The following is an 11613-nucleotide window of genomic DNA, read 5'->3' as shown; positions in this document are numbered from 1 at the left end:
TCGACTCCATCGGTGAAATTCCGAGGTACCCTCATCCGGCTTCGATGGCGGGCCTGCGATGGCATGGAGATCCACACCACGCCAGGACAGTGCTCATGCGAGGCCGGCCGCTGCTCAACATCACGCCCCGACGAACGGGACGCGGGTGCGCACTCAAGGGCGGATATCACCGCGCCCGAAGACCCGCCCATAGCTGTTCTCCCCTCATCATCGATCGGATCGGAGCATGACGTGAACATGTCTGATTTACGCGGAAAGCACATCGTGCTGTTCATCTGCGACCAAATGCAGTACATGAGACAGGGCCGTGTCGATCCTCTGGCCCGGACGCCCAACCTCGACGCGCTCGCCGACGAAGGCGTTTTCTTCGACCGGTTCTACTGCTCGAACCCACAATGTTCACCGTCTCGCATGTCCCTGCAGACAGGCCTCCACCCCCACGAGGCCGGCGTGATGGTGATCTATGGCTTCGGTGGCCATACCGGCCACCTTGGCCCCCGGCACCGCACCATCGCGCAGGTCCTCAAGGAACACGGTTACCGGACCGCCTACTTCGGTAAGAGTCACTTCGGGTACCCGCTTGAGAAGCTCGGCTACGAGAAGGGGATCGAACGCGGTGGCGGAAGTTCCCTGGCCGTCGTGGACGAGGAGATCACTCGCGACGCCACGAACTTCCTGGCGAGCTACGACGCGACGGAACCGCTCTTCCTAGTGATATCCCTCCATCAGCCGCATCCTCCCTTCGAGTCCGTCGAGCCATACATCCGGTCGTTCGACCCGGAACAGATGCCGATTCCCCCCTCCTTTGCCGACGACCTGGCCGGCAAGCCCGAGTTCCAGAGAAAAAGAAGAGAGTCACCCGGAGGGGGCGTCACCAGGCAACAGTTGCGTCTTGAAATGGCGCAGTACTACTCAATGATCACCAAAGTAGACGAACTCTTTGGCAGAGTCCGCCACGCACTCGAGGGCCGCGGTCTTTGGAACGATTCGGTTATCGCGTTCACATCAGATCACGGCGACATGATGGGCGGCCACGGCTTGCGGCTGAAAGGCACGTTCCCGTACGAAGAACTCTTCCGTGTTCCTCTGATCATCAAGGCGCCCGGTGTCGCGGGTGGTGCCCGCACGGCGAGCCTCGGAGTGAACGTGAGCCTGCCCCGAACTCTGATGGAACTCGCCGGGGTGGAAGTGCCCGACGACTGGCCGAACCGCTCGGTCACCGATGTGGTGCTCCGGCAGGCAGAAGGTCCTGAGCAGGTCTTCATGGAGCACTACGGCGCCTACTGGGGGTGGCACCCGTTCCGGATGATCGTGACTCGTTCCTACAAGTACGTCTACTACTACGGCCCCGACGAGCCCGCCGAGGAGTTGTACGACCTTCAGCATGATCCCCGCGAGGAGCGCAACCTCGCCGCCGACACAACATACGAGGACCTGAAGCATCGACTCAAAGCCAAGCTTGAGTTGTGGTGGCGCACTACGGAGGGCAGGACGTTCACGTACTACGAATCAGATGAGTTCAAGCGTATCGACGCCGCGACCTTGGTCGACGACAACGAGCTTTGGGCCTTCACGTGAACCGTGGACACCGTGGTGTCGGCCGCGCGCTCAGGTTCCTTGGCGTGCGGTCGGGTTCGGTGGTTGCTCGTCTTGATTTCGGCGGCGGCCTCCGCGGCGACGGGGGCCGCCGCGGGGAGCGCTTGGCGCTCGGAGTCGGAGCGTGCGGCAAGGGCAGCGGCTTCAGGTCTCTCAGCACCTGCTGAGCCTGATCGTGGGCCTGACGGAGAAGCTCATCGAGCAGTTCGGACGAGCGCCCCGATCAACATGGCCAGCGCGACCAGGCGCTGCTGCACGCCGTCGCGCAGGTCGCGCTCGATGCGCCTGCGCTCCTGATCGACCGCCGCCACGATGCCCGTCCATGTCCCGGCCGGTTCGGTGCGGTCCGGCCCCGGCCGAGAGGGTCCCGAGCGCGAGACCGGCAAGCGCCCGGCAGGCCCTGCTCAGCGGGTTCACGATCAGGCGTGGTGCTTGCCCTTGCGCCGGTCGGACAGCCTGACGACCACGAAGACCACCACGGCGAGGATCACGATGCCCAGCACGGCCTTCGAGACGATCCCCATGTAGTCCTCGACCAGCGACCAGTTCTCTCCCAGCAGGAACCCCGCCATCACGAACGCCGTGTTCCAGATGAGGCTGCCCAGGGTGGTGAGAAGGGTGAAGATGACGATCGGCATGCGCTCGACCCCCGCCGGGATCGAGATGAGGCTCCGGAAGATGGGGATCATCCGGCCGAAGAAGACGGTCTTCCTGCCGTGCTTGGCGAACCACGCCTCGGTCTTCTCGATGTCGGAGACACTGACCAGCGGCAGCTTGGAGGCGATGAACACCACACGTTCGCGGCCCAGCAGGGCCCCGACCGCGTACAGCGCCAGTGCGCCGATCACCGATCCCAGGGTCGTCCAGAGCACGGCGTCGAACAACCCCATGTTCCCCTTGCTCGCGGTGAACCCGGCCAGCGGCAGGATCACCTCGCTGGGCAGCGGCGGAAACAGGTTCTCAAGTGCGATCGCCAGTCCCGCCCCTGGCGCACCCAGGGTTTCCATAAGGTTGATCGCCCATCCGGCGACTCCGTCGAGATTCGGTGAACTCATAGGGACAAGGCTACGGAGGGTTGGGTAGGGCGTGGATGAGGAATGCGCCCGCTTCTGCCTCGTACACGCCACAGGGTTCGGCTGCGGAAAACCACAGGTGCCTGGAACTCCATCGTGACGATCACAAAATCTCCGGAGTTCTCGCACGTCAGGGTGGGTATTGGCCGGCCAGGCGGGTACGGCGGGCAGAGGCCGTCGCGGCCCGGGAAGGGGCGGGCGCACCCGCCTTCCGGCCGGGCTCTCCGCCCGCAACTGTGACCTATCCCACATTGACCACCGCCGAAAAGTGGTTTGGGCCCACGCGAGGGACGTCCAGATATCTTTACTCTTATACGGTCCGGCACCGTTTCAGCTGTTTCTGAGATGGACCGTCTCGCCCTGCTCGATCCTGGCGCGGCCTGCGGTCAGCGTGGCGACCCAGCCGGGGAAGTCGGCCAGGTCACGCTCGCGTACCGCGACGCGGAAGCCGACCTCCGCGCCGTAGCGGACCTCCCTGACCTCGTACGGCGAGATGCGCAGGTCGTTCTCCAGCCGCCCGGCCTGGACGTGGTCCACGGTCACGGTCATGACCCTGGCGGGCACCATCTCGACCAGTGGTGTGAGATCCAGCGTCTTGCCGACCGACGAGCCGTACGCGCGGACCAGGCCTCCCGCTCCGAGCTTCACCCCGCCGAAGTACCGGGTGACCACCGCCACCACGTCGGCGACGCCCCTGCGCAGGAGGGTCTCCAGCATCGGGGTACCCGCGGTGCCACCGGGCTCGCCGTCGTCGTCGGCCCGCTGGATGTGGCGGTCACCGCCGATCACGTAGGCCGAGCAGTTGTGCGTGGCGTCACCGTACAGCCGTTTGCGGCCGGCGATGAACTCCCTGGCCTCTTCCTCCGAGGCGACCTGACCGATGGCGCACAGGAAACGGGAGCGTTTTATGTCGATCTCGTGCTCTGTCGTGTTCCGCGGGGTCAGGTACGGGTCGGGCATCCGGCAAGGGTATCGGCGGGGTTCCCGGTTCGCGCCACCGCGCACGTGTTTCCGGCCGCCCAGGGTACGCCCTGATGCCGAAGCCCTCGCGGCAGGTGGTTCGATGCCTGATCGGCGCCGCGGAAAGGAGTTCGAGGCCGGTCTCTCGCCGTGTTCGCCCGACCGGCTCCCCCGGGAATCCGGCGGCGCGGGGTCCCGCCGGAGGCACATCAGGGTCGGAATACGGAACGGATGTTGCGTTTATTTACAACGCGACAAAACTCCCTCGCGACGTCGAAATAGGAGAGAAGCGCCTGGCGTTCATTGAACGGAACAGCACGGCTCGCCTCCATGAGCTGGGGATAGGCGTCGGCGACTGGAACTCCCGCCATGGGGCAGGCCTTTGGGGCACGACAACCCCGTGGTGGGACGCTTGCCTTCGCCGGGAAAGGGGTTATATTTACCAATAATAATAGTAGGGATTAAGGGTAATAACGATGCCCCTGCCGAATTTCCTCACGATCGGTGCCCCTAAAACCGGGACCACCGCCCTGCACGCCGCACTGGCCCGGCACCCGGAGCTGTTCATGTCCCCGGTGAAGGAGCCGAAGTTCTTCCTCAGTGACGGCCCCCCTCCCAGCAGAGGAGGCCCGGGCGACGCCCAGACCTACCGCGAGCACGTCTGGCGGCGCGAGGACTACGAAGCCCTGTTCGACGCGGCACCGCCGGGAACACTCACCGGCGAGTCCACCCCGTTCTACCTCTACGACCTGGCGGCCCAGCGGCGCATCAGGAAGACCATCCCCGACGCCAGGCTCATCGTGGTGCTGCGCGACCCGGTGGAGCGCGCCCACTCCAACTGGACACATCTGTGGTCGGCCGGACTGGAGCCGATCGGCGACGTGCTGGAGGCCTGCGCCGAGGAGGAGCGAAGGGTCACGGCCGGCTGGGCGCCGTTCTGGCACTACCTGGGGCTCGGCAAGTACGGCAGACAGCTGGAACACCTGTTCACCCTGTTCCCCCGCGAGCAGGTGCTCGTCTACCGCTACCGCGACCTGGTCGACCGGCCCGCCGACACCCTGGACCGGATCTGCCGCTTCCTCGGCGTGGAGACCGGCGTCGTCACCGAGGTCCCCCGGGAGAACGTGACCGCCCATCCGGAACCGACCCGCGGACACCGGATGCTGTCGCGGGCGTTGCGCGTGGGGTCGTCCGTGGGACGATTCCTGCCGTCGCGGGTGAGCGTGGCGCTGACCGACCCGCTGGAGCGCAAGCTGCAGCGGCGGGCCCGCTCCCGCCAGCCGCTGACCTGGGACCAGCGAGAGAAACTGATCTCCCACTTCACCCAGGACGTGGCGCTGCTGCAGAGGGTGACCGGCGAGGACTTCAGCGACTGGCTCCGTCCCCGCGAGCGCTCCGGCGGCCTGGTGGGCGTCCGCCCCAACGGCCAGCGCCAGGCCCGCAACGGCCGCCCCCAGGGTTGACCCCCTCCCTCGAGCGGGACAGTGGGGGCGAGCCCCGTACCAGGCCGCGATCGGCACCGCCCGCTACGGGGCTCGTGGGCCTCACCGTGCCCGGCCGTGCCCGGCCGGGGCGTGATCGGCACGGCCCCGCGCAGGTCGGCGGCCGTGCTCAGCGCAGCTCGGTGCGGAGCTCGTGCGCCCCGTCCGCGCGGGTGTACTCGTAGTAGAGTCGCCGCCCGCCCTCCGGCAGGTCCACGATGTCCAGGTAACGCAGGCCGCCGCCCGCGTGCGGCGAGAGGGCGGCGGGCCCGGTGCCGACCGGGGTCAGCTCCGCCGGGTCGGTGCCGACCGCGACACCGGTCTTCTCCTCGTAGTTCTCCACCGCGGTGGCTCTGCCGTCGTAGAAGGCCACCACCTGCTCCCCGAGGAAGCGGACCGCCGCCACCCGTGCCCCCCGGGCGTCCCAGGCTCCGGGCCGGCCGCTGAGCGCGGTGCCCTGCCAGGTCCACTCGATGCCATCGGCGCTGGTGGCGTAGTCGGTCACCATCTGGTCGGCCTCGTCGTCCTCCGCCAGGGGGTGGCAGGAGGCCCACAGATGCCACACGTCGCCCCGCCGCACGATCACCGGGTCCTTGACGCCGGTCTTCGGGTCGCCGGGTAGCACCACCTGCCGCTGCGCGGCGCGGAACCCGGACGGGTCGTCGGCCTCCAGCACCTCGACCCGCCAGTGCTTGGTGTCGTAGGTGGCGCAGCTGAGGTAGAGCCGCCAGCGCCCTTCCGGTGTGCGGACCAGGGTGGGCCGCTCCAGTGACTCGGTGTCCATCTCCTGCCTGCCGATGGTGAGCAGGGTCTCGAACCGCTCACCGTCGGTGGAGCGGGCAACGACGACGGCGTAGCCGCGGCCCTCGCCGACGGGGCGGCGCAGCCGGTAGGCGAGATAGATCAGCCCGTCGCTCGCCACGGCGCTCGGCGCACCGGCCCAGTGGCCCGCGCCCGGCTGGGCCGGTTCGATCGCGACTGTGGAACGGCCCGGGTCGGGAAGGAAATCCTCGATTGTCACGACACCGAGATTAGGCAGGCCCTGGGTGGCACTCACGGAGAATCACCAATCATGGTCACGAGTTTTGTCACCCCTTGACGGCCAAAGGGTGCGTCGTTCTCGGGGCCTCCGGCGTGAGAGGCGCGGCGGCTGCCGCCCCTCCACGGCCGGACCGGCACGATCGGGCGCGCGGGGGTGACATGGCCCGGATGCCGTGCGCGCCAGGGGACGGGTCCGTGATGCCGGGGCCCGCGGAGACCTCGATGCCGACCGTACAGGGTACGGGGACGTGCGCGGGCCCGAGCCGTGCGGGCCCCCGGCCAGGCCGGCACCCGCGCCGCGCTCCCCCGCGGTGACCGTCCGGTTCACCGGCGACGCGCCTTCCACGCTCTTCAGGACCGGCGGAGCGTCGCGCTCGGCAGCGGGATGGCGGGGAACGGGTTGTCCGGCGGCAGGATGAGCCGCCGGGCCTCCTGCGGGCGCGCGGTGGCGTCCAGGTGCAGGAGCGCGGCCCCGATGCCCGCGGCGCCGACCATGTAGCCGGTGTCGGCGGTGACCTCCCAGGGGCGCAGCCGCCGGTAGGCCTGGTACCAGCGGGAGCCCCGGCCGTCGTGGCCGGTGGCCAGGCCGGTCAGGTTCTCCCCCAGCGTGCGGGCGAACTCCAGGTGCTGCGGGCGGCCGGTCGCCGCCCAGAGCCCGACGAACAGCTCCACCAGCCCGGCGGTGCCGCAGCACTGGCAGGCCGAGTTCCAGTAGCCACCGCTCTGGCTGGCGGGGGCACCGCTGCTGACGATCCCCCTGGCCAGCCGCTCGACCCAGTCGAGGTCTCCGGCGTCACCCGACACCCGGTACAGCTCGTAGAACGTCCGGGCGACCCCCGCGGAACCGGAGCAGAAGCCCAGGTAGTGCAGATCGCGGCCCTGCGGGATGTGGTGCGGCACCAGCGCACACCGCTCGGTCACGGCGCTGACCGCGCGGACGAAGTCGGCCCCCCTGCGGGAGCCGTCGAGAAAGCGGGTCTCGCCGGTCACGCCGTACAGGCGGGCGAGCAGGAAGGCGGTGCCGGCCGTGCCGGACAGGAACCCCGGGGTGACCGCGTCCAGCGGCAGGTCGGCGCAGGCGCCCTCGCCGAAGCGGTGGCCCGGGACGGCGAGCGCGGCGATGCGGGCGCCGGCCTCGACGGCGATCTCCTGGTAGGCGGGCACCCCCAGGATGCCGCCGGCGTGCAGCAGGCCGAGGATGATCCCGCCGTCGCCGCGCTGGGCGGGGTCACCGGTCCAGCCCAGGCCGCCGTCGATGGGGCGGGCGCTGCGCACGATGCGGTCGGCGACCGCGCCGGCCTCGACCTCGAAATCCCGTTCACCGGTGGCCCATCCGGCTTCGGCGAGGGCGAACATCACCCCGGTCAGACCGTGGTGGAGGGAGAGATCGGCCTGCTCCCGCCAGGTGGCGGCGAGATAGCGGGCCCCGGCCCCGGCATCGTCCAGGTAGCCCTCGTCACCCGTGGCGGCGGCGAGCTCCAGGAAGAACAGGATGATCCCGGCCGCCCCCGAGTACAACGACAGGGGGTGGTCGGGCATGGCGGCCCGGCCCCGGGGGTCGGGGTTGGCCTGCCAGTGCCGTCCCCGTTCGTCGTCCACGGCCGCCGAGCGGATCCAGCGCGCGGCCTCGACCGCGGTGGCCAGCGGGCTCTCCGCCCCCGACTCCAGGCTCATGGCGGCTCCTTCGTACGGCGAGACAATCATGTTACCTGTATTTCCTACAGGATCAATAGGTAATGCGGTGACGCCTGCCCGTGGACCACGCGGGCCGGGTACGCGGGCCTTCCCTCACCGGCGCTCAGGCGGAGCGGCCCGGAGGAACCAGATCGCTCATGACCGATCCCGCCAGATCGAACCCGCCGACATGGGCGAGGTAGCCGCCGGGCTCGAAGATCGATCCGTCCAGCGGGATGAACACTCCCCCCGCCTGCCGGACCAGCAGCGCCCCCGCCGCCACGTCCCATGGACTGACCCTACTGCCGTAGGCGACGTCCGCCCACCCTCCCGCGACATGGGCCAGCTTGAGCGCCGTGCTGCCCGGACGGCGTGTGGAGGCGAACGACGCCAGCATCCGGCCGAACTCGCGCAGCACCTCCTCCCCGCCGTCGGCCAGCTCGCGAGGGGTGGGATAACTGGTCAGCAGCATCGCCTCCCGATCGCGCGTGGCACCGGCGCTGCGCAACCGCACGTCGTTGCACCAGGCCCCGCCCAGGTCGGCCCGGAACTCGTCGTCGCGCACCGGGTCGTAGACCACCCCGGCGACCACCTCGTCCCCGGCGGCGGCGGCGATCGACACGCAGAAGAAGGGCAGCCCGGCGGCGAAGTTCGCGGTCCCGTCGATCGGGTCGACGTACCAGCGGATCTCACCGGACCCTTCGCTGCCGCCCTCCTCGCCGATGACCGTGCTGCCCGGGACGCGCCTCTCGATGACCCCCCGGATGGTCTCCTCCGCGGCGCGGTCGTGCTCGGTCACCGGATCGTGGAAGTCACTCTTGGTCTCGACCGCGGGACGCGACCTGAACGCCTTGCGGAGCCGCTCGCCCACCGCGCGGGCGGCCTCGACCGCGACGGCCGAGAGCTCTGTCGAGGTGCTCTGATCCATGCTTCCTCCATTGACGCGATCGGGCCGCGCCGGTCGCCGGCGGTCTCGGGAGCGGACCGGGCGGCAAGGATCCGGTGAGCCTGCCGACCGGCGCCGAGAGCCGCCCCGACTCCCATCCTGTACGAGAACGCACGCCCCCTACCCGCGTGGCGGGCATCTCCGCGAGCCTCGGCCGTTTTTCGTCAGGACGTTCCGATCCCCTCCGGGGGGCGGGACCCGTACGGAACGCGCGCGGCGATCGCCTCCCGGAGATCACGCTCGTCGGGCATCGGCCAGATCGACAGAACGACTAGAAGTCGTACTTAAAGGTCAAATCTGCATCAAACAACCAGTAGCCGGGAGCATCCACCGCATGGCATTTCGCCTGATGGGGATGTCATACCGGTAATCACCGCTAAGAAAGCCTGGCGTATGACCCCAGATCCGAGACAAGACGATGCGCGGCCGGAGAGATGAACAGGCGGCGGTCCTCGCCCTGCTGGAAGGCATCGCGTCCACGGCAGGGAACGTCATGCTCGTCGAGGGCGAGCCGGGGATAGGCAAGACGCTGCTGCTCGGCGAGGCCGCCGGCCTCGCGGCCGCGCGGGGGACGGCGGTCGCGAGCGGGCGGGCCGACGAGCTGGGACGGCTGACACCGCTGGGGCCGCTGCTGTCGGCCCTGGAGGAGTCGCCGGCGCCCATGACCGTGGCCAGGAACGCCTTCCCCGACGGTCCCGGCCTGCTGCTCTGGCTGGCCGAGCAGGTCAGGACCTCGCTGGAGAGAAGGCTGGGCGCGGGGCCGCTGCTGGTCACCCTGGACGATCTCCAGTGGGCCGATCCGGCCACGCTCATGGCCCTGCGCACGCTGCCCTCGCGGCTGGCCGAACGCCCGGTGGCATGGCTGCTGGCCTGCCGCAGCACCCCGGCGCGCGGCGACGCCAGACGGCTGTTCGACCTGCTCGAGGAGGAGGGCGCCACCCGGACCGTGCTGCGCCCGCTCGACGACGGTGCGGTCACCGAGATCTCCACCGACATCCTGGGCGCGGCTCCCGGGAAGGATCTGGCGGCGCTGGCCGCCCAGGCCGGCGGCAACCCGCTGCTGCTGTCCGAGTATCTCACCGGACTGTGCGAGGAGGGCGCCGTCCTCGTGCGGGACGGCGTCGCCCGGCTGGCCGAGACCACTCCCGCCGGGGCGGAGCTGCCCCTGCGGGTGCACACCGCCGTCCGGCGGCGGCTGAACGAGCTCGGCACCAGGACCAGGTACCTGCTGGAGGCCACGGCGGTGCTCGGGCGCTCGTTCTCACCGGCGTACGCGGCCGAGATGCTCGGCGAGACCCCGGCGGCACTGCTTCCCGCTCTGGAGGAGGCCCTGGCCGCGGGTGTGCTCGTCACCACCCCCGACGAGCTGGCGTTCAGGCACGAGCTGCTGTGGCGCTCGGTCGTCGAGAAGGTGCCCCAACCGGTGCGGCGAGCGCTGCGCGAACAGGTCGAGCGCGCCGCCCGGACACGCCCGGCCCGTCTGACCGGGGGCGGCGACGCCGAGACGCTGACGGACCTGGCCCTGCTCGCCTGGGACGAGGGCAGGCTCTCGTACGGGCTGGACCTGGCACGCGAAGCCGTGGAGCAACCGGCCGGTGGACGACGGCGGCAGCAGCCCCGGGCGGTGCTGGCCTCGATGCTGATCGACCTCTGGCTGCTGGACGAGGCGGAGGCCACGACGGAGATCGCCGCGGCCGAGGCCGAGTGCGAGCCGGCCTGGGCCGCGGAGATCCCCGTCCTGCGCGCCCGCCTGCACCTGGCCGCGGGCAGGCTCGGCAGCGCGATCGAGCACGCGGAGGCCGGTCTGGCCGCCGCCGGGACCCTGGGCGCCCCGTCACCGGCCTCCTCGGCCCTGTCGGTGCTCGGCACCGCGTCGCTGCGGGCGGGCGACCTGCCGGGGGCCATCAGGTACATGGAGAGGAACCTCGTCGGGTCGGCGCGAGACCTGCCCCCGCGCACGCGGCTGCGCTCGGAGCTGGTGGCCGGGCGGATCAACGAGGCGCGCGACGGAGCCGCGGGCGGGATGAGCTCGCTCGGCGGGCTGTACGACGCGCTGCCTCGGCACACCGGGGCGCTGACCAGCGAGCCCACCGCCGCGGCATGGCTGGTACGGATGGCCATGGCGACGGGTCAGCGGCACCGGGCCGACGCCGTGGTCGACGCGGCCGAGGGCATCGCCTGGCGCAGCCCCGGCCTGCCCAATCCGTCGGTGGCCGCCGACCACGCCCGTGGACTGCGGGAGGGCGACCCCGAGGCGCTGGGCCGCGCGGTGGCCGGGCACGGCGATCCGTGGGCCAGGGGTTCGGCGGCGGAGGATCTGGGCGTGCTGCTCGGCGCGGACGGCTGCCGGGATACGGCCGTGGAGAACCTCAAGATCGCGCTCGCCTGCTACGGCGCGGTGGAGGCCGTCCGTGACGCCGCGCGGGTACGGGGCAGGCTGCGGCTGCTGGGCGAGCGGCGCCGCCACTGGGTCAGGACCGCCCATCCCACCTCGGGGTGGGCCAGCCTGACCGGCACCGAGCAGGCCGTCTGCGACCTGGTCTCCCAGGGGCTGACGAACCGGAACGCCGCCGAGCAGATGTTCATCAGCGAGCACACGGTCGCCTTCCACCTGCGGCAGGTCTTCCGCAAGCTGGGCATCCACTCCCGGGTCGAGCTGGCCAGGCTCTCCGCCGAGGAGGGCGCCCACCAGGGTCACCGAGCTCCTCGCTGAGATCCGCACTGAGATCCTTTGAGGCCTCCGCCCCAGGAGCCCGCTCACCTGGCCCCCGTCTCAGCCACTCCCCTCACCTACCGGCGCGATCGCGCCCTCCGCCCATGAGCGCGGTTCGGAGGCGGGCGC

At 70.3% G+C, this 11613-nt stretch carries 9 protein-coding genes; 3 read left to right on the top strand and 6 right to left on the bottom strand.

Going from position 1 to position 11613, the window contains the following annotated elements; all coding sequences use genetic code 11:
- Window positions 1–63 precede the first annotated feature (63 nt).
- The gene (locus ACWD3H_RS33185; RefSeq protein WP_451957781.1) at window positions 64–1578 is read left to right on the top strand and encodes a sulfatase family protein; all 1515 of its coding nucleotides are present in this window, start codon (window positions 64–66) and stop codon (window positions 1576–1578) included.
- A 212-nt stretch (window positions 1579–1790) separates the two neighbouring features.
- Here ACWD3H_RS33185 and ACWD3H_RS33180 read toward each other — a convergent pair whose 3' ends face one another.
- From ACWD3H_RS33180 to ACWD3H_RS33170, 3 genes are all read right to left on the bottom strand, one after another.
- Window positions 1791–1907 carry a histidine kinase gene (locus ACWD3H_RS33180; RefSeq protein ID WP_355557388.1) on the bottom strand — a complete coding sequence of 39 codons (117 nt, stop codon included), beginning with the start codon at window positions 1905–1907 and terminating at the stop codon, window positions 1791–1793.
- A gap of 108 nt (window positions 1908–2015) precedes the next feature.
- Window positions 2016–2651, bottom strand: a complete 636-nt coding sequence (locus ACWD3H_RS33175) for a DedA family protein (protein WP_451957780.1) — start codon at window positions 2649–2651, stop codon at window positions 2016–2018.
- Window positions 2652–2999: 348 nt separating this feature from the next.
- On the bottom strand, window positions 3000–3629 hold the full coding sequence (locus ACWD3H_RS33170; RefSeq protein ID WP_451957779.1) for a YigZ family protein: 630 nt from the start codon (window positions 3627–3629) through the stop codon (window positions 3000–3002).
- 476 nt (window positions 3630–4105) lie between these two features.
- On the opposite strand from ACWD3H_RS33170, the gene ACWD3H_RS33165 reads away from it, so the two are divergent.
- Window positions 4106–5092, top strand: a complete 987-nt coding sequence (locus ACWD3H_RS33165) for a sulfotransferase family protein (protein WP_355557397.1) — start codon at window positions 4106–4108, stop codon at window positions 5090–5092.
- Between the two features lie 148 nt (window positions 5093–5240).
- Here the strand turns inward: ACWD3H_RS33165 and ACWD3H_RS33160 are convergent, their stop codons facing one another.
- The 3 genes from ACWD3H_RS33160 to ACWD3H_RS33150 all read right to left on the bottom strand — a co-directional run bounded on the left by ACWD3H_RS33160 (window position 5241) and on the right by ACWD3H_RS33150 (window position 8753).
- Entirely contained in the window at window positions 5241–6131 is an 891-nt protein-coding gene (locus tag ACWD3H_RS33160) for a hypothetical protein (RefSeq protein WP_451957778.1), read from the bottom strand.
- 371 nt (window positions 6132–6502) lie between these two features.
- On the bottom strand, window positions 6503–7825 hold the full coding sequence (locus ACWD3H_RS33155; RefSeq protein WP_451957777.1) for a lanthionine synthetase LanC family protein: 1323 nt from the start codon (window positions 7823–7825) through the stop codon (window positions 6503–6505).
- Between the two features lie 124 nt (window positions 7826–7949).
- Window positions 7950–8753 carry an inositol monophosphatase family protein gene (locus ACWD3H_RS33150; RefSeq protein ID WP_451957776.1) on the bottom strand — a complete coding sequence of 268 codons (804 nt, stop codon included), beginning with the start codon at window positions 8751–8753 and terminating at the stop codon, window positions 7950–7952.
- A gap of 436 nt (window positions 8754–9189) precedes the next feature.
- On the opposite strand from ACWD3H_RS33150, the gene ACWD3H_RS33145 reads away from it, so the two are divergent.
- Window positions 9190–11484 (top strand): AAA family ATPase, encoded by a 2295-nt coding sequence (locus ACWD3H_RS33145; protein WP_451957775.1) that lies wholly within the window; start codon window positions 9190–9192, stop codon window positions 11482–11484.
- Window positions 11485–11613 lie beyond the last annotated feature (129 nt).

The organism is Streptosporangium sp. NPDC002607 (genome assembly GCF_053592655.1).
The sequence above is the reverse complement of the archived record's forward strand: the minus strand, read 5'-3'. Positions and strand labels throughout refer to the sequence as shown.

Bases quoted from the DNA above. Each gene is read 5' to 3' on its own strand.
- ACWD3H_RS33185 (WP_451957781.1), top strand. From the start codon at position 64: ATGGAGATCCACACCACGCCAGGACAGTGCTCATGCGAGGCCGGCCGC.
- ACWD3H_RS33175 (WP_451957780.1), bottom strand. From the start codon at position 2,651: ATGAGTTCACCGAATCTCGACGGAGTCGCCGGATGGGCGATCAACCTT.
- ACWD3H_RS33170 (WP_451957779.1), bottom strand. From the start codon at position 3,629: ATGCCCGACCCGTACCTGACCCCGCGGAACACGACAGAGCACGAGATC.
- ACWD3H_RS33165 (WP_355557397.1), top strand. From the start codon at position 4,106: ATGCCCCTGCCGAATTTCCTCACGATCGGTGCCCCTAAAACCGGGACC.
- ACWD3H_RS33155 (WP_451957777.1), bottom strand. From the start codon at position 7,825: ATGAGCCTGGAGTCGGGGGCGGAGAGCCCGCTGGCCACCGCGGTCGAG.
- ACWD3H_RS33150 (WP_451957776.1), bottom strand. From the start codon at position 8,753: ATGGATCAGAGCACCTCGACAGAGCTCTCGGCCGTCGCGGTCGAGGCC.
- ACWD3H_RS33145 (WP_451957775.1), top strand. From the start codon at position 9,190: ATGCGCGGCCGGAGAGATGAACAGGCGGCGGTCCTCGCCCTGCTGGAA.